Below are 22,017 nucleotides of genomic sequence, written 5' to 3' on the forward strand. Positions count from 1 at the left end.
GCCACGGATCGGCAACTGGGACGAAAGGCAGGGCGGACTGACGATGGAGATTCGGCAGCTGCAGTACGTGGTGCGGGTGGCCGAGACATTGCATTTCGGCCGGGCCGCCGACTTGGAGCACATCGCCGCGTCCGCGCTAAGCACCCAAATCCGCCGGCTTGAGTCCAGGCTGGACGTCAAGCTGTTCGAACGGACACCTCATCAGGTGCTGATAACCCCGGCCGGGGCTCATTTCGTTCGCGAGGCCCGCAGGATCCTGGACCAGTTAGACCTGCTGCGCACTCAGACCCAATCCATCGCCCGGAGCGCCACCGAGCACCTGAGCATCGGTTTCTTCGGAGAGGCTCTGGGCGAACTCACGCACCGGGTCTTCGGAGCCTTTGCCGCTGCCTTCCCGCAGACCCGACTGGAGTTCACGGAGTTGTCCATGAGCACCCAGTTCGAAGACCTGGGATCCGGCGTGGTGGACGTCGCCTTCTTTCGCATGCCGATCGACGACCAGCGGTTCGAGGTCAGGCCGCTCTTCAAGGAGCGGCTCTACGCCGCTGTCGCGGTCGCGGGACCCTTCGGCGCGGCCACATCCTTACAGGTGGAAGACATCATCGATCAACCCTTCGCAGTCGCCGGGGACACGACGCCAGCCGAATGGGCTCATTTCTGGACTCTCGCCGGGGCGCGCGGGGCCCCCGGGCGCACCGGTGCCCTGGTCCGGACCCTGAACGAGAGTCTTTCGGCGGTAGCTTACTCGGGAGCGATCGACACCTATCCGGCCTCGGCCACTCGAACCTTCCACCACCCCGGCGTCCGCTTCGTCCCTCTCTCTGATGGCCCGGCCAGTGTCCAGGCCTTCGTCTGGCGTCGAGGCAACACGAATTCAATGATCCCCGAACTGTTAGAAGTGACCCAGTCTGTGGTCCGCGACCACATCGACGAATTGCCAGAGGCCGAGTCCCTCGTCGACTGACCCGGCAGAGCAGCCGCGTGGGGCGACGTCGGGGCGTTCTGGTCTTGCGAAGATGCGTTCGAGTTTTCGTGATTGCCCGCCACATGAGAGCGAACCGAGGATGGAACGACAAGCAGGCAGCCCTGGGGCTGCATTCCATCGAGAAGAGGTTCACTGTGGCGGCACTTTCGCTCCAGCAAGCACAGCAAACATTCATCGAGCGGTTCTCGGTGTCCGGCCGGATGACCGAGGAAAGCCGCCGGTCGGTTCCGGGCGGATACAGCCGGAACTCCTTCAACTTTGGCCCCCACGCGGTCTTCGTGACTCGCGGCGAGGGTGCCTACATTGAAACTGTCGACGGAAACAGACTGCTGGATTTAAATAACAACTACACCGTGAATGTCTTGGGACACCATCACCCGGCGCTGACGTCGGCTCTGATGGATGCCATTCCCAATGGCATCTCCTTTGGGAACCCGGGCGCCCAGGAAGGCGCCCTGGCTCAGATGCTCATAGAGCGGATCCCCTCGGTGGAGAAGGTACAGTTCTCTTGTTCTGCTACTGAGTCTTGTATGACGGCCATCCGATTGGCGCGAGCCACCACGGGCCGCACCCGGATTGCGAAGTTTGAAGGCGGGTACCACGGCTTCAGCGACATGCTACAGATCTCCGCGCACCCCACCCCGGAGAACGGGGGCGATGCCGCAGCCCCGGTGGCTGTTCCAGACAGCGGTGGCATCCCCTCCGCGAACATGGACAACGTCCTTGTGCTGACCCAGAATGATCTGGCCGGCACCGAGTCACTCCTCCGGGCTCATAGCCAGGAGTTGGCCTGTCTGATCCTGGAACTGCAGAGCGGAGCAGGTGGCATGGTGGCGCTGGATCAGGAATTCGTGCAGATGTTGCGGAATGTCACGCGGGAACTGGGGATTGTCCTGATTTTCGACGAGACCATCAGCCTGCGCGCCGGATACCACGGGCTGCAGGGCCGCTACGGGATCACCCCGGACCTGACCGTTATGGGCAAGATCATCGGTGGTGGCCTGCCACTCGGCGCGGTAGGCGGCAGCGCAGAGATCATGAATGCCCTGGAGGACGGGCGGGTCAGCATCTCCGGAACCCACCACGGTCACAAGCTCTCGGTAGTGGCCGGTGCCGCGTGCCTGACCGAACTCACTGAAGGAGCCTTCACCAAATTGAATGGGCATGCGCAGCGAATCACCACGGAGCTCAACGCTTGGAGCCAGGGACGCAATAGCCCGTTCCGGATCCACGGTTGGGGATTCTCTCACTTGGGCTACGCCTATATGACCTCTCCCGGGGAAGTCGTGCGTACACATCGTGACTACTGGCGACTTGTAGACGGTGACAAGACACAGACCATCTCCCTGGAATTGGCCAACCGCGGATACTTTCCCGTGCACCGGGGAGAGATGTCCTTATCCCTGGCTATGACCGACCAAGACATCAGCGGATTGATCGAGACCCTGAAGTCCATCGTCTCGGACATCGAATCCGAGAGCGTGACCAAGGAGCCCCGGCCGATCGCCCACGCAGTGTAGGCTGTCCGTTCGTTGCTTGAGACGAGCAGATCTTCCGCTGAGGCGCGATCTGCTCGTCTCTTTATCGGGGCTGACTATCCGTTTCTGGCGGTCTTCGTGGTCCTCACATTCGGGTCGATGAAGTTTCATCGTGCCGGCGGCTTCGGGGCCCAGAGGTTAAAGCGCAAATCTAAATTCGACCACGTTCCGCAGCCGAATAACCTTACATACCCATGAGCGCCAGGGGCACCGGCGCACGGGTCCTGCGGTACGGTCTGGCAGCCAGGCCCTCAGGAACGGCTAGTTCCCGGGGCCAACCAACTGACCCAACTCGAGCCTCACCTGCCAAGTGTCGAGGATGAACTCGGCCACGGTGACGGTCGCGTTCAGCGCTAGCCTGGCGTGCCGTGCCAGCGCGGCGCTGCGTTCGGATTTGCCATGATCGATACCTAGTTCGTTGCGCAGTTCAGCGAGCGTTCCCACGGTCGTCACGAGGGTTCGCAGAATCTTCTGCGACGACTCGCTACCCCGAGCTGACGCGGGAACCGATTCAGCACTCAGCGCAAGCAAATCCGCGACCTTCCGGTAGAGCTGCGGCACATCATCGCTCTTTGGATAGGCGACCGAACTCTGATCGAGAATGATTCTGAACAGGCTCTCCAGAAGACTTTTGCAGGCAGAGATCGATGCGGCAGGATCGGCTACGAGCCCATTTCGGATGCGAGTGAGATGCTCCTGCAACACCACAGGATTCGTCAGCGGACGCTCGAGAAGCCTGAGCTCCGGCGATGCTCCGTGGAAAGAATCGATTCGCCGCCAGCTGTAAACCGCGTGTCCACTAATCCAGTCGATCGGATGCAGCTCGTAACCATCGACCCGCAACATCTCGTTGAGGCTCGCGAGAACCTCTGCAACTTCCGCTTCGTTGGGTCGCACGATCGGATGAATCATCTCGGCGAGCATCTTGAGGAAATCAGCGTCGTCGACATGGAGCAGATTGAATCGCGGATCCGTGAAGACCCATCCGTCACCCCAGTCGTAGTTCCGCACCTGATGCTGGTAGATGTCGTCATATGCGTTGGTGTTCCGGGGGTCGGTACTTCGCATGCTTCGAAGGTCGTAGATCCGAGCAAGAAAATCCGGCTCGTCGAGAGTGCCAGACCAGGAGAATGGGGCCAGGGCGATCGAATCCGCGATCTTGCGACGCGTTACTTGTGAAATCCGATGCTGGGGTGTGGCCATACAACAAATGATATGCGTGTGAGGACTAGTCCTTACACGGCGCTCCGGTCACTAATGAGGCGTCAAGCGCGGGTTCGTTTCTGCAGGCAGTTCCAAGGCGAAGGCCAACTTCAAACTCAGCCTCTCGAACGCTGAGGGGAGCCGAGGTTTCGCCAGACGTTAGAGCGCGAATCTAAACTCCATTACGTTCCCTAGCCAAATGACCTCAATGCCAATGCAGGTCATCCAAAACTGAAACCGGGAATTCGTCGATCCCACCCCGCAGGATGTCGTGAACGTTCCTGCCAAGGCGGGGTGAAACCTCATCGATTTCGACGTTCCCTGGGCGCACCGTATTCCACTGCCACATCCTGAACCATGAGGACCTCGGCATGATGGCGTCGTCGAAGCCCGCTCAGAGGGCTCCGGAACGCCGCGATGCTGCGTGGTCGATCCCCCTCTAACCCCTCGGGGCTCCGCCCATCCCCACTCGCGGTGATAGTGGGCGAGCAACAACTTCACCAATGGACTGATCCGCGAGTACCTGCCCAAGGACGACATCCCGTTCCGCCAGCCCTGCTGGAATCCTTCGCCGGCCAGTTCTGATCCGCTTGATGAGATCAACGGCCACACTCAGCCCACGTATCCGGTCTGTATACCTAGCCCGGGAGAAACATCGCGCGATATGCCCGGGGCGTCATTCCGGTGAATTCGCGAAACAACAGTCCGAAGTGAGGAATGTTCTGAAATCCGCACCTACGGGCAATAGAAGCTATTGAGGAATGCGCCTCTGCCGGGGCCGCAAGCAACTCCTTACACTTTTCCAGACGGCATTGGCGGATAAGCACTGCCACTGTCATGTCGGTAGGCTGAAACAATCCGTGCAAATGACGTGTTGACATGAAATGAGCTGCCGCAATCGAGCGGGGATTCAAATCTGGGTCGCTGTAGTTTTCGCTGATGTATTGCTCTACTTCAGCTATTAATCGATTAGCAGGGCGTGTCCTTTCCATCCCGTGCTCCTCTAACTCGCCAATCAATATGGAGCGAACCAGCTGCCCAGCGGCGCGCGCTGCGGCGCGAACTGCGGCAGAGATATGACCGTTGGATGGCTGGGTTAGGCTGTTCAATTCCTTCAAGAGAACTGCCAAGGCGGCGGGCAAACCATTGTCAGTTGAAACTTTGGTGGCGGCTAGGGAACTGAGCGATTCGTCAGAAATAAGCAACTCGGCCGTCGGCATTGAGAACACGAGTTCGCGTCCTCCAAGAAGCACCAGGTCAACCGGCCGTGATGTGTCGTAGAAACTGAGGTCTCCCGGTCCGCAACGGACTGATCGGCCGTTTTGACTAAATTCCGCGGTACTTGTGAGGGATAAGCTCGTGGCCCATCGGCTAGGCAGCGATTTATCGATATCCTCCTCGGATAGGTGCGCCTCATGGGGCGAATACCCCACATCCATAAAAACGTAGGATCCTAAAAAACGGGTCGATGCATGCCCCTGAAAGGAAGCGGTGAGCTCTAAGGTGAATCGCTGCCAAGCCATCGCTGCCAGTGATTCGGAGACTACGCGGTTCCACGCGGCCGCGTCATCGCCCTCATACCCGTGGCCCAGCCCATCCTGGTCCGACGGGGATATTCCCATTCCTGTCACTCCTGTGTCATGAGCCCAACCCGGAAGGAGGATTCCAAGGAACCTCTTGCCGGTCTTTGTCTGCAATCCAGCCTGCCCGTAATGCGGTTCGAATGAAAGCACGAGCGGTCTGCTGCAGCAATATTTCCTCATAGGCACAGGCTGTCCGTCCAAGGACCCGCGCGAACAGGTCCGTACAAGAGCTCAACGGACGTCACGCAAAACGCTCGGCTGCGATACCACAGCCGAGCGTCTGCGTGATCTGCACCTAAGCACCCAACCAGCATGCGTTGCAGCGACCACTAGTAACCGCCCAGCGGCGATTGTCTTTCACCTCAAACCGTTGCCGAACCCATCTGTGAGGTTTCGACAACATCCTTTTGGAGCCATTGCAATCGAGTCTCGATCGCTTTGAGCGCCAGGTCAGGGTGGGTGAGCACATGGAAGCGACGTGCCTTCACTGCCTCCAACACGAGCGAGGCCACTTCTTCGGGTCGCATGGCCGAATCGATGGCCTCGTGCGTCCATGAGTGTAGTTCGGCACGGTCTGGGTCGTTGAAGGTGTCGGGGACTCCCGGGGGTCGGTTGCGCTCCGAGTCCGGCATGTTTGTCTTTACGAAGTCGGGAAGGAGCACTGATATCCCTATGTTCACGCCCTTTTCATCGAACTCGCGGTACAGGTTTTCGCTGAGGCCGTAGACGGCGAACTTTGACGAAACGTAGGGGCTTGCCGTAATCATTGCGGCATCCAGGGAAGCGAGTGAGCCAGTGTTCACAATGTGGCCATTGGATTCGTGCAGCAGTGGATAGAATGCCTGAATACCGTACAGTACGCCGAAAAAGTTCACTCCCATGACCCAGTCCCACGTGGCCGGGGGGATGTTGTGGAAAGTGCTTCCGCTCTCCACCCCGGCGTTGTTGCACAGAATATCGACCCTCGCGAACTCCGCACGAGCACGGCTGGCAAGGGCAAGGACCTCCTCTCGACGAGATACGTCGCATCGCACTCCGATCGCCCTTACACCTAGCGCAGCCACTTCAGCTACCGCCTCATCGAGACGATTCTGCTCTATGTCTGCAAGCACTACGTCCGCGCCCTCTGATGCGAACTGCTTGGCCAACGCTAAACCAATTCCACTTGCGGCCCCGGTCACAACGGCGACCTTATTCGAGAAACTCTTCATCCCAATACTTTCCTCTTGGATTGCGTCATGCGAGAACGTGCTGTGCCCCGCTGAGTCGATCAACGATTAGGCTGCCGCTTCCTCAACCCGCAATGTCACTGGTGAAAACAGCGGCGGGTTCTGGTTCGTCGCTCGCCGTATTTAGTGCTTCGCGGTATTTTGCCGGCCATATACCGTAGCGTCCGGGCGCCAATATCCCCTTGGGATCGATCGCATCCTTCAACCTTTCGGTGAAACGTCGATAAGCGTGCGAGTTGAACGAGTAGACATCCGCCGCGGGATCCATGTAAGCGATGTGTGCGCGGTACTCCCCATACCCCATTTCCCCGATCATCGGCACAAACTTGTGTGCTAATTCAAAGGCAGTTCGCACCTGCTCCTCGTCCTGATGCTCGAAGTCGAGCTCAATGACCAGCACAGCAGAGCGGGCGCCGATGCACAAAATTCCATAAAAGATGGCCCCTGCCATGCCCACCTCGTCAGCAACGGCGTTGGCGCGGTTCATGACCTCTCGGATCTCGGATCCCACTAGGGGTACCACGGGGGCAAAACCGAGGTGGCCGATGTCATCTCCCATTAGCTCCTTCATCGCGAGCGTGGGGATGCCAATGTGGATTTTCTCAGTCTGATTAGTGATCTCAGGGTATTCTTCCGGAGAGTAGATGCGCCCCAGCCGCGCGGACGACCCGGGGATCTTTCCCCATTCCCTAACGATCTTGGCAGATTTGAGGGCGAGGACATCTCGGTCCTCCCAAATGCCGACGCGTACCGACCATCGGCCCAGCCCGTGGTCACGGCCGTATTGTTCCGCCTTCTCTTCCGTCCAGTCTTGAATTGGCGGGAGTGGGGCATCGATCAGGGGAACCGTGGAGCCAGGAGCGGGATAGAAACAGGGAACCCCCCGCACCGTCCCGTCCAGCATCAGATCGCGGATCGTGTCCACGGCCTGCTCCAGTTCAGTGTCTTTGTCGATACTCAACAAGATGGATTGATAGGCCTCCGGTGAACGTTGGAGCCACACTCCCATTTTTGTGACGATTCCGTAATTCGACTGAGTAAATAGGGCGTCGAGCGACGGCCCCATGCTGCGCTTATAGACGTGCCAGGCCTTGCCTCCAGGGATAGCGCCCATGCCGGTACGCATCAATTCACCGTCGGGCAGTACTACTTCCATGCCAGTGGGTGCTGCGAAGTCCGCCCCATTGGGCATGTACGTGACACCGTTGTCCAGCGAGTTGCCGATGACGCTGCCCCAGCCAAGGTCCGGTATGGAGACGTGCAGACGATGACCTCCAGCTTCGAGTGCCTTGTGTAGGTCGAACCAGGTTACGCCCGGCTCCACCACTGCGTATGCGAGCTCTTCGTTTATCTCCAAAACCTGGTTCATTCGACGCATGCTGAGCTGGATCGAACCACCGAGGCGCGGCGAGGCACCCCCATATCCATTGTTTTTGCCTTGCGAGATCGGCCAGAGGGGCATCTCGCATTCATTGGCAACGCGGACGATCTCTTGTACCTGCTCCACCGATGCCGGGAAGACGACTGCAGAAGCGTAATGGGTGTCGTCCCCCGGGATCCCGAAGGGGTCGCGGAATTCGGTTAGGTCCTCGTCGGATGTCTGCACCCAATCGGCACCCACAATCGCTGTGAGTCGGTCGATGACCTTCGTTGTCAGGACGGCTTTGGGATGTTCGCGGCGAGACATAAAGAAACTCCATTTACGTTGGACGGGTCTGAGGGCCGAGTCGGCCGGCCCCTAGTGATGATGACCACGCTAGGTCAATTGCGTTGGATTTCTTTCTGCTTGCGTGCAGGACTGTTTCGAAAGAGCGCGCAGGGTTGTGCAACTGACTTCCAGCTATCTGCTAATCGAAGTTCGAGCCACGTCTACCCTTTGCATGCATAGCGTAATGACTTACCTTTGCGGTGTTCATGCACAGGTTCCCGGACGTAATTTGTCGGTACATCTGCTCATTTGCGGGTGCTACCTGTGGTGTTGTCGAGTTCGAGTTTGCTGCGTTCGTCGTAGCGTTCCCTTCTATGCGTGAATTGTGCTCGTCAGGTTTTTGCGACAATTCATCGTTGATTGACGTTACAAGGCCAGGGGTTCCTAGCCACGGGTTTGATGGACGGTCAGTGCCGCTGCCGGCGCTTTGCCGGGCTCTGATCTGGGGGCTCTATGACGCCGGTATGGGCCACGATCCGGTTGGCGAGGCTGTGGCGGTGGTGGAACTCGATATTCAGGTGGGAAAAGAAAATTTCGCTACCGAGTCGCAGGATCATCCGGCTACTGGGCCGGAACTCTGAGTATTAACTCGGATAATTTCGTCGGCTCTTGCCAGACGTCAGCTTCCGGAGTTGTTCTTCGTGGTGCCGGACGCTTGGATCGAGGATTTCGAATGCGGCGCGGAGCGTAGCGATTTCTTCGGTCTGTCCGGTAAAGGTGTCGTTGTTGGCGGCGCGGCGGCGGTGCTCCTCGACGATGGCGCGGATTGCGGGGTCTAGGTGGAGGGTCGTGCGACCGAGGCAGTGAATACGGCAGGATCGGCCAGGGCGAGCTGTTTCAGGCGCCGGCCGGGTTGGATGAGCAACCTCATGCACCTGGGAGCCTGGGGCAAACCGAACCCGGTCGGTCAATCCCAGCTCCGCGGCTGCCGTCCATGACCGAGTCGAGGTCCGAGGCCAACGGCGAGTCTTTAATCCCGCGCCAGATGCTGGAAAGCTTGCGTTCGAGCAAATCGTTCTCGAGCGGCATCGAACCCTGCCTCACGTCGGCCGCAGACGGGTGGATGTAGCGGGCCGTGGTTCGACGTGCGCGTGTCCGAGCAAGGCCTGCATCACCGCCAGTTCGGCCGGAGCAGGGGCCAGGGCACCGCTATGCCTGAGCCGCACCCATCAATGGCGCAGACGAACGGACTGCGAGTACTGGTTGCTCGCCTGCGGTCCCTGTCCGACCCGGAAGACCTGCTTGACTACATCCGCCACGCACCGGCGAGGGTGTCCGTAGCCGAACTTGTGCGCGTCACAGGAGCCCGCTGGGCCATCGAGGAAACCCTTCGACGCTGGCAAGGGCCACACCGGTCTTGACCACTACCAGGTCCGCCAATATGCCGCAGGTTACAGGCGCATCACCTCTCCATGCTCGCCCATGCCTTTTGGTCACCCGGTCAAAAGGGGTGGCCCCATCCGGGCGGACGCGAACTGATCGCTCTCTCCCTGCCGAAAGCAGGCACACGTGATCACCCGCCCTGCCTGGGCGTCGCTTCCGGCTCCTGACCGCACACTGCAAAGATCACGCTGGCGCCGAAAACAACAGAATCGCGCCAAGCAATGCCAGTACCGGCCCTCGGCTACGCCTCATAAGCGCGACTGCGGTACTAGGCTTCCCCCGTTTCCTATCCGTCAGGCTCTATCCGCGCAGCCGTTCGCCCTTGGGATCATAGAACGGGCTGCGCGAAATGGTTGCCGGATACAGCTGCCCCTTGCACTGCACTTCGAAAACGCCGGACAAGTCGGTATCCGGATCAATCGCGGCCAGTCCCACCGCCCGCCCCAGGGTGTGGCCGTAGCTTCCGCTGGTCAGCCTTCCCACCGCGGAACCGTTGCAGTAGACGGTTTCCTCGTGGACGAAGACCGGGTCCGGATCCTCGAGGGCCACGTAGACGGTGCGGTGGCGCGGGGATGCCGGGTCCAGTTTCAGAAGGGCATCCCGGCCGGTGAAGCCGCCGGGCTTGTCAAGCGCAACGGTGAACCGGAGACCGGCCGAGTAGGGGTCGTCGATCGGACCGATGTCGTGGCCGAGATGTCGGAAACCCTTTTCCGAGCGCAGCGAGTCCAGGGCGTGGTAGCCGGCCATACGGATCCCAAGCTCCTGTCCGGCCTCCCACAAGGTGTCGAAGACGTTCACTGCTAGGTCCGCGCTCGGGTAGATCTCGTAGCCCAGTTCGCCGACGAAGCTGATGCGCAAGGTGTAGGCGAAACCGTCCCCGATTTCCACGGTACGGCCCCAGGCGTACGGCTGGGCCGAGTCGGACCAGTCCTCAGGCGAAACCCGGCTGAGCAGTTCCCGGCTCTGCGGCCCCGTGACCGCGATTGTGGCCAGTCCCGCGGTCGTATCGAAGACGGCCGCGGCCTTGCCTTTCGCGGCCCGGTTCAGGATGGTCGAGGTTTTCTGAAGGCTGAAGGACGGGGTGACGACCAAGAACCGGTCCTCGGCCAGACGGGTGATCGTGCCGTCCAGCTCGATTCCGCCGTCCTCGTTCAGAAAAAGCGTGTAGACGGCCTTGTTAACAGGGACGTCGATGTCCGCGGTGCCGGCAAGCTGGCACACCGCCAGCGCATCCGGCCCGGCCACCTCGAACTTTGCGAATGGGCTTAGGTCGAAGAGCGTGACACCCTCACGGGTCGCCCGGTGCTCTTCCGCGACCCGCCCGAACCAGCCGGGGCGACCGTAGCTGTAGTCGTAGACGGGCTTCGTGCCCTTGTCCCCGTACCAGTTGGCCCGCTCGCCGCCGTTGACCTCGCCGAAGCAGGCACCCAGTTCGGCCAGGCGGAAATGCAGCGGCGTACGGCGCACATTGCGTGCGGTTTCGGACTGAAGGTGGGGCCAGTGCATAGCATACAGCCGGCCGAGGCCTTCCTTGGTCCGGGCGTGCAGGTACCTGCGGTTGCTTTGGTGCCGGGAGAAACGCTGAACGTCGACCGATGAAGAATCGAATCCGGGGGTTCCGTTGATGACCCAGTCGGCCAGTTCCTTGCCAACGGCCGGGGCGAAGATGATGCCCTGGGAGTTGAAGCCGGCAGCGACGAAGAGCGCCTGTACCTCCCCGGTCTCCCCCAGGACGAAGTTCGCGTCGGGGGTGAAGCTTTCAGGAGCGTTCAGGAACCGGTCATAGCCCGCCTGAACGAGCACTGGGACCGTGGCTTCCGCTTTGGCCCTGACCGGTGCGAAATGGTTCCAATCCGGCGGAAATTCCGCGAACCCGGTGGCGGGGATCTGGTCGACGGCCCGGGGCAGGCCGTCAGGCTCGAAGGCCCCCACCAGGATGCGGCCGAGTTCATGGCGCAGATAGTAGCTGTTGTCCAGGTCCCGGAAGACCGGAAGCGTAGGGAGTGCGCCCTCTATTTCCTCGGAACGTACATGCACGTGCTCGGCTGCATACAGGGGAACATTCACCCCGGTGGACGCGGCGAGGTCACGGGTCCAGAGCCCGCAGGCGAGAATGACCCGCTCTGCGCGGACGGTGCCTTGGTCGGTCACTACTCCGGCAACCCTTCCCCCCTCCTGCAGGACTTCCCGCACCGGCGCGTTTTCCCGGATCCGGACCCCGAGCCGGTGCGCCATCTTTGCGAAGGCGATGGCCGCATGCCCCGGATTGATGTATCCGTCATCGGGCAGCAGCAGGGAACCGAGTAGCCCTTCCGCGCTGGCCAGGGGCCAAACTTCCTTGAAGCGCTCCTCGGTTAGCATCTCGGTCCGGATGCCCTGTTGTTCGGCAATGTCGCGGGCGTAAAGAATCTCATCCACCCGTCCGGGGGTGCGCGCAACGCTCAGAGACCCGCTTCGCCGGAACGACACGTCGACCCCGGAGAGCTTTTCCAGCTCCGCATACATATTCAGCCCGTATTTGGCGAGCTTCGTTAGGGTCGCCGACCCGCGGGCACCGGTGACCAGGCCGGCAGCGTGCCAGGTCGTACCGCTGCCGAGGACATTGGCGTCCATGAGAAGGACGTCCATCTCACCGGCTGCGGCCAGGTGATAGGCAATGCTGGCCCCCACGATGCCTCCCCCGACTATCACCGTCCTCGCCGATCCCGGCAGTGGGTCATGTGAGTCGTCAGTAAACAGTTTGGCGCTGATAGTTCGATCAACAAGCCGTTCCATGGATTTCCTCGTTTCTTGGTGTGGCCGGGCAGCAGTCCGGATGGATGCGATGCAGGGCTATTTGAAGACCACGGTGCGGTCTCCGTTGAGCAGGACTCGCTGCTCCGAGTGCCATTGCACGGCGCGGGACAAGGCCAGCCGCTCGGCGTCCTGGCCGGCGATCACCAGATCCTCGGCGCGGTAGTTGTGGTCGACCCGCAGCACCTCCTGCTCGATGATCGGTCCCTCGTCAAGGTCGACGGTGACATAGTGGGCGGTGGCGCCCACCAGCTTGACCCCCCGGTCGAAGGCCTGGTGATAGGGCCTTGCACCCTTGAAACCCGGCAGGAAGGAATGATGGATGTTAATGATCCTGCCGCTCAGTTCCCGGCACAGATCGTCGCTAAGAACCTGCATGTAGCGGGCCAAGACCATGAAGTCGACGCGGTGCTCCCGGATCAGGGCGAGAAGTTTCCCTTCGGCCGCGGGCTTCGTCTGCCCGGTCACTGGGATGTGGAAGAACGGAATGCCGTAGGTCCGGGCCACGGGTTCAAGGTGGAGGTGGTTGGATGCGATGAAAGGAATGTCGACCTTGAGCTGTCCCGTCCGCCAGCGAAAGAGCAGATCGTTCAGGCAGTGCCCGGCCTTCGAGACCATCAGGGCTGCGCGCGGCCGGTCGGCGGTGTCGTTGAGAGCCCAGGACATCCCGTGGGCGCCGGCTGTGGTTTCGAAAGCCAACTGCAGCTGCCCGATGGACGTGCCGGCCGGGTAAGAGGCGTGGACCCGCATAAAGAAACGGTCGTTGACGGCGTCGTCGAACTGCTGGCTCGAGAGGATATTGCAGCCATGGGCAACAAGGAAGCCCGAGACAGCGTGGACGATGCCGATCGTGTCAGCACAGCTAATGGTAAGGACCAGCTCGCGACGGCTGACAGTCTCCATGAAACCTCCTGGGATTTCGGAATAACGGAAGGCACAGCTGCGGCCGGGGAACCGGACGCTCTGTGGGTTCAGCGTGAGGGGGAACCCGACTTAAATCTCGTCCACCACAGCTGGCGGAACGATCTCGGACCAATATCCGCCGTTCATAGAGGTTACGTCCCAACAAACGGGGGTTCTATTGGTCAAGCAGCGGAAATCAGATAATTTTTAGTACTCGTATATAGGGATTGAATCGTCTCGCTCTCTGGCCATGGCATCCCGTAAGAACGAAGACCCACAGGGCTTGCAGCTGACGTGTCACGGACGGTTGACATAGTCGCAAGCACTTTCGCGGACCGCCCCGTCTGAACGAACTTCGTCCTTGTTGCAACTGGACCACCGGCGATTTGCTTCCGAACAGGTCAGGCGACCAGCCTCGAGGGTGAGTCCGTACGGTACCTGCTCGCTGAGTTCGACAATGAACTCTCCGGGACCCGTCCTGGTGACCAGAATGCCGGTTCTCCCCTCCCCGCGGGCCAGGTAGATGAATTCTTCGACGACGGCGTTAAGGAGCAGGTCGGCCTCCTCGACGCTGAAGGCCGTGATGATTTGTCGGCTCATGGTGCAGGGCTTTCTAAGGTAAGGGTGGGGAGGCGCCGGTCCGCTGTCTCGATGCCGGAGCGTGTACTGACGGGGTCAGCTTTCGGAATGGACGATGAGACTATCGTCGGTGGAGAGCATCTTGCGTTCTCCGGTGCCCACTTCCCGGATCCAGACGATGTTGAGCTGCGGCATAGTGTCCTCCACATAGCCGCTGTAGGGGAAGTGACCGTTGCCGTGAACGTCCACGCAGTCGCCGCGTCGGAGGGCGACACAGTCGGGGGCGCTGGGTGTGTGATCATCCATGATGCCGATGGCTTTCTTTGAGACGCTGTGTTTGCACGTTCCGATGCGCGTTTAGCCCCTGCTGGAGCCAAGGACCGCCCCGGAAACAGGGAGGGTCGGGACGTCCGGCGCGGTATCTTGGGTCCGGGAAGGGGCGCCGGCGCCAAGGTCCTGCCTCTCCGAGCCACTGCCGAAAGTCCGAGGGAACCGGCTTATGGCGCCGCCCTTCCCGATGAGCAGAGGTAGTGCCGGCTCGCTGGTTGCCACAGAGCCGATGATGTTAGTCCACGACCAACAGTTTCGACAACGGTGGCGATCATCATTGCTCACCGCCCAGTCATGGGCGTTCCCAACCGCAGTTCTCGTTCCTCCGGAGTACGGTACGTTCCTTCGAAGATGCGGCCGTTGCGGTCGGGCTTGTCCGTCAAACCGCCTCGCTCCGGCGGGCCGAGGCCAGGGCCGGAGCGCAGCGGTTCAGGCTAAGACGCCGGTTGTTTCATACTTGGGCCCGGTGAAGGCGGCCGGTTGACTGAGGCGTCGCGGTCCCTGCCGGAGTTACCGCTCGTAGGCGAGGGATTCGTTCAATTAGGCGGTCTGTGCAGCCGCCCCCACCGCAGTCACCTGCTGCGACCCCTGCCAGGCCTCATCGTCCTGGTAGGGGAACCACCAGAAGTCCTGGGTTTGGGCTGCAGGGTCGATCATGACCAGTTTGCTGTGGCGGAACGTGTCCAAGCCTTCGGCACCGAGCTGTCGGCCGATGCCGGACATCTTACGGCCGCCGAAGGGCCCGGCATCGTTGTCCAGCAGCGGGGCGTTGACCCAGACCATGCCGGCCACGATCTCGTTGATCGCGCGGGTTACCTCCGCCAGGTCGGTGGAGTACAGGTTGGCGCCGAGGCCGAACGGGGAGTCATTAGTAATCTTCAGGGCTTCCTCGAAGCTGGAGACCCTGTAGATCGGGGCCACGGGACCGAAGACCTCCTGCGTGAAAATATCCATGTCCGGGGTCAGCCCTTCCAGGACCGTCGGCTCGAAGAAGAACCCCTCACGCAGCTCCCCCTCGAGTTTGAGCCGCTTGCCGCCGGTTGTGACGGTGGCCCCCTGTTCGACAGCGCGGGCGATTACCGTCTCCACCCTTTCCAGCTCCCGAAGGTTTTCCATCGGGCCAAGGTCGACCTTGTCAAGACCGTGGCCGACGCGCAGCTTCTTGACCTGCTGGACAAAGGCTGCCACGAACTCGTCGTAGACGGCGTCGTGCACCAGAATCTTCTCAGCGGAGGTGCAGACCTGACCGCAGTTCAGGAACGAAGCGAAGGTTGCTGCGCGGGCTGCAACCTCTACCGGCGCCGATGGCATGACGAGGAATGCGTCGCTGCCGGATGCTTCGATCAGGTGCGGCTTGAACAGGTCGGCGCAGGCCCGCGAAACCGCCTGGCCTGTCGCAACGCTTCCGGTGAAGGCGACCATGTGCGTGTCCGAGTGGGCCACGAGCTGCTTGGCAGCATCCGCGCCACCGGGGATGCACTGCACCAGTCCGTCCGGCAGATGGCGGAAGGCGCGCATAAAGGACAGCGTGGTCAGCGACGCGAACTCGGAAGGCTTGATGATCACTGCATTGCCCGCGGCCAGAGCCGCGGCGGCGGACCACATCAGCAGCAGGATCGGGAAGTTGGCCGGCAGGATGATGACCACGGTGCCCATCGGCTCCTTGATCGTGTAGTGGGTCTGTCCCTTGACCGCGGTACCGTGAACGGTGCCGATCGAATGGCGTCCGAGTTCGGCGTAGTAGTCGACGGCCGATGCCGACCAACCCATCTCGTCGAAGCTTTCCTTATAGGGCTTGCCGGTCTCCCGGGTCATGAGTTCGGCGATCTCGGGGGCGAGCCTGCGGATCTCGGCTGCGACCTCGTGCAGGATTTCCGACCGTACCAAGGCGCTCTCGGTGTCCCACACCCGTTGGGCGCGGTTGGCGATGGCAATGGTTGCCTCGATCTCGTCGTGGCCCGGGTAAGCAATCCTGCCGATGACGCCGTTGCACGAAGGGTCGATGACGTGGCGGCCTTGCGGGGCATCGATGGTCACGTAATGCCCGTCCCGGAAGCAGCAGTTGCTTACACGCGCGAATTCGATATCTGAATGCATTATATTTCTCCCAGTAATTTTTTTTCAGTGGTTTCTGCGAGCCAGCGTCGGTCGCGGACGGACGGGCGACGGAGCGATCAGTACGCCGCGGAGCTTGAAGCTGTCCGGGGACCTGCGGAAGGTGCAGGGTACGCCCTGCTGGATCCGGCGCCGAGATGCGTTGGGCATCCAATAGGAACAGTGGCTTCAGTGCCCTGTGGGCACAATGCCGTAGGACTTCACCAGCGGGGTGTCGACCTGCCATCGTCCGGTCCAACCATCAGGAAGGACCACGACCGTTCCCGGAGATAAGACGGTGACGCCGCCGTCATCACCGATCAGGGTTCCCGTGCCTTCGACGACGTGCATAAACTCGGTGTAGCCCTTGTGCGTCGTGGTGAATTCACCCTGCTCCACCCGCCACAGGCCCAATTCGGAACGTTCATCGCTGTGCAGCACGAGAGTGTTTGACGAAGGATTGCCTGACACGAGACGCTCGCTGGAAATCGGGACCGCTACTGGCCATTCCACGGCCAAGGGGTCGACCACGGGAACCGTCATGCTTCCACACCGACTCGCGCAGGGTTCGATGCCGCGAGGCGTATCCTGGCGGCCGCCCGTTCGCCGCTGCGGATTGCGCCTTCCATGAGCCCGGTGAAGTCCGGGTCAGCGTATTCACCGGCGAAGAAAAGCCCTCCGACCGGCTGTTCAAGCAGTTTCGATTCAGATTCGCCCCATCCTGGTGCGTAAGCCGCATAGCCACCGCGCGCCAAAGGATCGTCGCGCCACACTGTCGTAACGGCCTCCCCGAGTGCACCAAAGTCTAGATCCGGTCGGATCTGACGGGCCTGGTCGGCCCACTCGTGGAGTCCGGTTCCGGCCTTGTCCAGTGCCGCAGGCGAACCCATGAATGAGTTCAGCACAGGAGTAACCGAACCGGTACTGTCTGCTGCCGTCCACGTCCAAAATCGTCCGGCTGTGGACATAACCGCGCTCGTGGCCGGCACCGTCTGCAGGGGGATGTGGAGCTTTGCCGCGTCTCCCTGCAGCACCCGGCCTAGGGCCGTTCGCTTCCATTCAGGCAATGGAAGCGACACCGTCTCCACGTCAAGGATGACGGCGAGCGGAAGGGCAACTACAACTGCGTCGTAATGCCCGCGACTGAACGATGTCTGCACGAAGTAGCCATCCTCGGCCTCCTCGACTGACTGCACGAATTCGCAGCACCGCACGGAGTCTCCGAGCCGCGCGGCGAGGGCATTGGGCAGTGACTGGTTGCCGCCGGAGACACGCCAGCTGGGCAGCGGTTCAAAGGACGCGATCTGCCCGAGGGCTTCGGCGCTGACATGCTTTGCCTCGACAGCCGTCGATATTTCGATTCTGGCGCGCAACGCGTCGAGCAGGCGGGGATCGAGTTCAAGGCGCTGCAGGACTTCCTCCGCCGAAGGCGGTTTATCGAAGGCATCCACGATCGTCGCCGCTCGGCGCCCGGCCTCCACCATGTCATCCGTGCTGATGTCCGGAGTGTCGGCCAGTGCCCTGACGTAGTAGCTCATGCCGGTGTCGACCAAGGAGAGTTCTGTGAGGTCCAACAGGCGGCGCATGGACGTATAGCCGTGCAGGACGAACTCGGCACCGCGTTCTATGATGCAGGGTTCCTGCCGACCGGCTTTAATGGTTTCGGACCACACGCGCCCGCCCACGCGGTTCCGCGCCTCGAACACGGTGACATCGAAGCCCTCATCATCCAGCTGGGTGGCGGCCGCCAGACCGGCCAGGCCTGCACCCAACACCGCCACTGTGCTTCCTTGGCGGAACGCCCTCATCGGACAGCCTCCGACACTGCAAACCCGATTAGGGTTGCTGCGAACATGTGGCCCTCGAATACCTGAACCGGATAATTCAAAATCCGGTGTCGATCAGTCGTGTGCAAGAATACATCTCCTCGATGAGTCAGTTGTTGCGATCGAGCATATGGTGCGGAACAAGCGAGATGAACTATTGCAATGACAAAATCCTGGCTCTATTCTTGACAGAGGTACTAGGATCTAAAAATGGAACCGACCGCTTTGACCATTGACGACTTAGTAAATACCGGAAGTCTCGACACCCGGATTCTGGCCGGATCGGCCGGCATTGAACGGAAGGTCTTGTGGGCGCACAGTTGTGAAATGCACGACCCGGCCCGTTGGCTCGGTCCGCATGAACTCCTCATGACAATCGGCCACTGCGTCCCCAGTGGTCCTGCGGAGCAGCGGGACTTCATCGCTAATTTGGATTCTGCAGGACTGGCAGGCGTGGCTTTCGGCAACCATAAGACCCTTCCGCCGCTCACCCCGGAGATGTTGGAAGAGGCCGATGCACGGAACTTTCCCGTGCTACTAACCGGCGGCGAAACACCGTTTGCGGCCATTGCACGTACGATTGCCGCGGCCACAGCGACTGTACAGACCTTGCAGGTGCTGAAGCTGAGCAAGCTTTATCAAGTCTCAACGCTTGCCCATACTGATCCAGGACAGCTGCTCAGCAGCCTGCAAACCCTCTTCAGCGTGGGCCTGAGGGTCGTGGACAGCATCACCGACCTCACCATACTGAGCGGAGCAGCACCAACACCGACACCGGACGCTGCACGTGAACGGGCCTACCCGTTGCCCGGAGACCCCGCCATAAAGCTCGTCCTATCCGAGTACCCCGGCGAGGAACTCGACAGCTTCGTTCTAGTCCACCTACTGCAGGTAGTCGACGTCGGTTCCAGCGGGCCCCTCAGGCTGATTCGTCGGCGGATGGAGCGGGCCGCACGCGCGCTCTCCTCGGTTCTCGAGGGCACAAGCAAGCCGAGTTCAGGCACCGTGCTTGACCTTGACGATATCGCCGAAGGCTACCAAGTGGCTGCAGTCCCGACTGTCGACGGTGACAAGGTCGCCCGCGCCGTCGCGATCTGCAACCTTCCGCTTCTAACCGGCACTGGTCAAGACGCATCTCTGGTGCTCTTCCCAGTGGCCCGCCGTAACGACGTCCGCGAGCTTCTCAAACAACTCAGAGTCAGGGCCGGAGCGTCGTCCTCGTTTACAGATCTTCGGGACGGCAAGTATGCAGCGGCAGAAGCGACGAAGGTGCTGAACTCCGCGGGGCCCAACCATGAGTGGAACGACTTTGACGGCGTTCCGATCTCGTTCCTGGTCCGGTCCCGCCAAGAGACCCAGGCCATCATCCAACAAGTTCTCGGACCGCTTGCAGGCTCGGACAAGAAAAACTCCACCCTGCGCGAAACACTCTTTGTTTTCATATCGAACGATCGGGTTTGGCAAAAGACGGCCTCGGATTTGGGCATTCACCGGCAGTCGCTCGCCTACAGGTTGGCCCGTGTCAAGGAAGTCACGGGCAGAGATCCATCAACCTCCGCCGGCCTCGCTGCCTTCTGGCTGGCCTACCAAGCATGGCCCGCCTATCAGAAGCCTGAGCCGTTACCGACAGCAGAGGCTGCTCGTTCTTAGCGGCCCCAGCTGAACAACTGGCGGTATTGAAGACCAGGGACATTTCCCAGCGGGAGGCCCACGGAATCAGCCCTCCGTGAATCCGGGTGCGCTGGCTGGTCATTTGGAAGTCCGCACGGATTCCCCAGCCACTCGTCGGCTGCACTCCGCGACCTTCTGGAATGCATGCCTAAACCGCCTCTTCGAACCTGCCTCCGTATGCGGGTGGCCAAGACCGCCAGCGCCAGGCGGTGCCGGACGCTGGCGCCCGGCACCGCGGTCGGAGGCGGCCCGGCTCGAAGTCAGGCAGTCGCCCGCCGGATCCGGGTGCACCGCCCGACGAGATGCCCTAGCCCACGACCTGCGGGAATCCCGTTCAATAACCGGAAGTTTCGCGGACATTATAAGGAGCATCACCAAGTCGTCGTCCGTTGGTTTAACAGAAGAGTCGGTTTTGGCTACTGCCTGGCCGGGTGGACAGCCCTACTGCTTGCCGAAAGACGCATCGACGTCCGACTCAGGCGCGAGCAACTTTTATCCGACCGTGAAAAGCGAAGACGATCGTGACGATTACGATTGCTGCCACCACTACGTAAGCCACCCAGTTGAGCGGAGCGGGCAACGGGGTGATGAGATTTGTCACGAGCACCAGAATTATCGTGGCGAGGCCTATGAGCACCAGGAGGATGTTCCAGAACCTGAGCTTCCCTTCTCGACGCAGCAGGACAAAGGATGCGACGCCGATGAGCAGGTACGGGATACTCCAGGCGAAGGCGATCCCCAGCCCCCATGCAGTCAACAGGGGAATCAAGGGGACGAGAGATACGCCAACGATGAGGAGTAACAATGTCAGCACGAGCAAAGCCATTGCGGCCCGCAGGGGTGTCGGATGCTTGCTATGGATCTGTGACAAGCCAGACGGCAGCAGGCCATCGCGAGACAGTGTCGCAATATAGCGAGAACCATAGTTGGCGAATCCAATCAACGACGCGAAGGCCGATACGCACAGCACCAGATCGACCGCCGGGCCCACCCAAGCGGGGAGCCCCGCTACATGAGCCAGGACGGAGGGGCCGGAATACCCCTCGGCCAAAAGGTCAGTTCCGCGCATGAGACCCGGAACGGAGAGGAATGTTGTCACGGCATAGAAAACACCAAGAACGATAGGCACGCTCATGACCGCCCAGGGCACATTGCGCTTGGGGTCCTTGGTCTCGCTCGCCAAGGAGCTGCTACTTTCAAAGCCGTAGAGAAACGCCGAACCGACGGCGACGCCCAGAAGTATGCCCGACCACGATGATCCTTCGAGCGTGAACTGCTGCGAAACATCCAACCCCGTGGTGACGGCGCCAGCAATCACGCAGAAAAGGACCAAAGGTATAGACACCGCGGCAAGAATTACCGCCGCCCTCACGGATGTGTCAATTCCTCGATAAACGATGAACGCCGTGATAAGCAGTAACGCAGCATGAATCACAAGCTGTGTCCCCGAGTCCAGAGCACCTGCCAACCCGAATGCTGTCAGAGCACTGCCCAGGAATATTGCTGACAGAAAGGTGATCGATGATAGAAAGACCACAAAGCCAACCATCATCGACGCCCCGACGATGTAGCGGGACCATGCTCCGAACACCCTGCCAATGTAAGAGTAGAGTGACCCGCTCTCCACGTACCGGCGTGCGAATGCAATGATGGCAACACCAATGCAGCTCGTAGCGATCGCGGCGATGAGCGTACTTAACCAGCTGCCATGGCCTGCATACGCGAGCATTGCTACCGGCACGACGGCGATGCCGATTGCTGGCATGAACGATGCAAGCGAAAGCGACATCAATGAACGGCGATTCAACCTACCAGGGGGCAGATCCAGGCGCCCGTCGGACTCATGCGGGCTCGGCTGGGTAGTCATTTGGTCCATAAGAGTGACCTCCTCGGGTTTGGAGCGGTTGGATGTACGGAGATGCGGTGATAGCTGTTCGCTGTCGGAGCCGAGTGCACGCTACATCTGCGCAGCCGGCGTCCTCGGTTGTTCCCAGAGGAACAGCAGAGAGGCAGAGGTAGGTTCTCTGGCAGGGCCGAACCCCTGACCAAAGCCCGGGAACGACGAACAGACTCATCCCCCAACCCGTTTTCTCCTGAGAGCATCCGAGTCCCCTTGATCTGCACTCCGACTTTCTCTGTGGGTGCTTCAACAGTCATCCAGAACCTACGTTGCGGAGCCAAAACAAGGAACT

The 22,017-nt window shown here is 60.7% G+C and carries 17 protein-coding genes; 5 read left to right on the forward strand and 12 right to left on the reverse strand.

Annotation, left to right across the window (positions count from 1 at the left end):
- The first annotated feature begins 43 nt into the window (after positions 1–43).
- Both AC5RV3_RS08665 and AC5RV3_RS08670 read left to right on the forward strand, forming a co-directional pair.
- Complete coding sequence (locus tag AC5RV3_RS08665; protein ID WP_494121763.1) at positions 44–964, forward strand: LysR family transcriptional regulator; 921 nt, start codon at positions 44–46, stop codon at positions 962–964.
- A gap of 83 nt (positions 965–1,047) precedes the next feature.
- Positions 1,048–2,505: an aspartate aminotransferase family protein gene (locus tag AC5RV3_RS08670; protein WP_494121764.1), complete on the forward strand. Its 1,458-nt coding sequence runs from the start codon at positions 1,048–1,050 to the stop codon at positions 2,503–2,505.
- Between the two features lie 279 nt (positions 2,506–2,784).
- On the opposite strand, the gene AC5RV3_RS08675 is transcribed toward AC5RV3_RS08670, so the two are convergent.
- Positions 2,785–3,726 carry an abortive infection family protein gene (locus AC5RV3_RS08675; protein WP_494121765.1) on the reverse strand — a complete coding sequence of 314 codons (942 nt, stop codon included), beginning with the start codon at positions 3,724–3,726 and terminating at the stop codon, positions 2,785–2,787.
- Between the two features lie 308 nt (positions 3,727–4,034).
- Between AC5RV3_RS08675 and AC5RV3_RS08680 the strand changes: the two genes are divergently transcribed.
- Complete coding sequence (locus AC5RV3_RS08680) at positions 4,035–4,169, forward strand: multicopper oxidase domain-containing protein (RefSeq protein WP_494121933.1); 135 nt, start codon at positions 4,035–4,037, stop codon at positions 4,167–4,169.
- 195 nt (positions 4,170–4,364) lie between these two features.
- Here AC5RV3_RS08680 and AC5RV3_RS08685 read toward each other — a convergent pair whose 3' ends face one another.
- The 3 genes from AC5RV3_RS08685 to AC5RV3_RS08695 all read right to left on the reverse strand — a co-directional run bounded on the left by AC5RV3_RS08685 (position 4,365) and on the right by AC5RV3_RS08695 (position 8,225).
- Positions 4,365–5,348: a helix-turn-helix domain-containing protein gene (locus tag AC5RV3_RS08685; RefSeq protein WP_494121766.1), complete on the reverse strand. Its 984-nt coding sequence runs from the start codon at positions 5,346–5,348 to the stop codon at positions 4,365–4,367.
- Between the two features lie 323 nt (positions 5,349–5,671).
- Positions 5,672–6,520, reverse strand: a complete 849-nt coding sequence (locus AC5RV3_RS08690; RefSeq protein ID WP_494121767.1) for an SDR family NAD(P)-dependent oxidoreductase — start codon at positions 6,518–6,520, stop codon at positions 5,672–5,674.
- Between the two features lie 82 nt (positions 6,521–6,602).
- Positions 6,603–8,225, reverse strand: coding sequence for an FAD-binding oxidoreductase (locus tag AC5RV3_RS08695; protein WP_494121768.1), 1,623 nt, complete (start codon positions 8,223–8,225; stop codon positions 6,603–6,605).
- A 653-nt stretch (positions 8,226–8,878) separates the two neighbouring features.
- Between AC5RV3_RS08695 and AC5RV3_RS08700 the strand changes: the two genes are divergently transcribed.
- Positions 8,879–9,025: a hypothetical protein gene (locus AC5RV3_RS08700; protein ID WP_494121769.1), complete on the forward strand. Its 147-nt coding sequence runs from the start codon at positions 8,879–8,881 to the stop codon at positions 9,023–9,025.
- Between the two features lie 904 nt (positions 9,026–9,929).
- Here the strand turns inward: AC5RV3_RS08700 and AC5RV3_RS08705 are convergent.
- The 7 genes from AC5RV3_RS08705 to AC5RV3_RS08735 all read right to left on the reverse strand — a co-directional run bounded on the left by AC5RV3_RS08705 (position 9,930) and on the right by AC5RV3_RS08735 (position 18,109).
- Complete coding sequence (locus tag AC5RV3_RS08705; protein ID WP_494121770.1) at positions 9,930–12,404, reverse strand: GcvT family protein; 2,475 nt, start codon at positions 12,402–12,404, stop codon at positions 9,930–9,932.
- A 57-nt stretch (positions 12,405–12,461) separates the two neighbouring features.
- Positions 12,462–13,325, reverse strand: coding sequence for a formyltetrahydrofolate deformylase (gene purU, locus AC5RV3_RS08710; RefSeq protein ID WP_494121771.1), 864 nt, complete (start codon positions 13,323–13,325; stop codon positions 12,462–12,464).
- 297 nt (positions 13,326–13,622) lie between these two features.
- Positions 13,623–13,925 carry a hypothetical protein gene (locus AC5RV3_RS08715; protein ID WP_494121772.1) on the reverse strand — a complete coding sequence of 101 codons (303 nt, stop codon included), beginning with the start codon at positions 13,923–13,925 and terminating at the stop codon, positions 13,623–13,625.
- Positions 13,926–14,000: 75 nt separating this feature from the next.
- Entirely contained in the window at positions 14,001–14,210 is a 210-nt protein-coding gene (locus AC5RV3_RS08720) for a hypothetical protein (protein WP_494121773.1), read from the reverse strand.
- A gap of 564 nt (positions 14,211–14,774) precedes the next feature.
- Positions 14,775–16,331: an aldehyde dehydrogenase family protein gene (locus AC5RV3_RS08725; protein ID WP_494121774.1), complete on the reverse strand. Its 1,557-nt coding sequence runs from the start codon at positions 16,329–16,331 to the stop codon at positions 14,775–14,777.
- Between the two features lie 186 nt (positions 16,332–16,517).
- Positions 16,518–16,871: a cupin domain-containing protein gene (locus tag AC5RV3_RS08730; RefSeq protein ID WP_494121775.1), complete on the reverse strand. Its 354-nt coding sequence runs from the start codon at positions 16,869–16,871 to the stop codon at positions 16,518–16,520.
- Positions 16,868–18,109, reverse strand: coding sequence for a flavin monoamine oxidase family protein (locus AC5RV3_RS08735; RefSeq protein ID WP_494121776.1), 1,242 nt, complete (start codon positions 18,107–18,109; stop codon positions 16,868–16,870). Before AC5RV3_RS08735 ends, AC5RV3_RS08730 begins: the two co-directional genes overlap by 4 nt.
- 255 nt (positions 18,110–18,364) lie before the next feature.
- Between AC5RV3_RS08735 and AC5RV3_RS08740 the strand changes: the two genes are divergently transcribed.
- On the forward strand, positions 18,365–19,804 hold the full coding sequence (locus tag AC5RV3_RS08740; protein WP_494121777.1) for a PucR family transcriptional regulator: 1,440 nt from the start codon (positions 18,365–18,367) through the stop codon (positions 19,802–19,804).
- 496 nt (positions 19,805–20,300) lie between these two features.
- Here AC5RV3_RS08740 and AC5RV3_RS08745 read toward each other — a convergent pair whose 3' ends face one another.
- Positions 20,301–21,701 carry an APC family permease gene (locus AC5RV3_RS08745; protein ID WP_494121778.1) on the reverse strand — a complete coding sequence of 467 codons (1,401 nt, stop codon included), beginning with the start codon at positions 21,699–21,701 and terminating at the stop codon, positions 20,301–20,303.
- Between the last annotated feature and the right edge of the window lie 316 nt (positions 21,702–22,017).

The sequence above is a fragment of the Arthrobacter sp. Y3221114 genome, assembly GCF_059092625.1.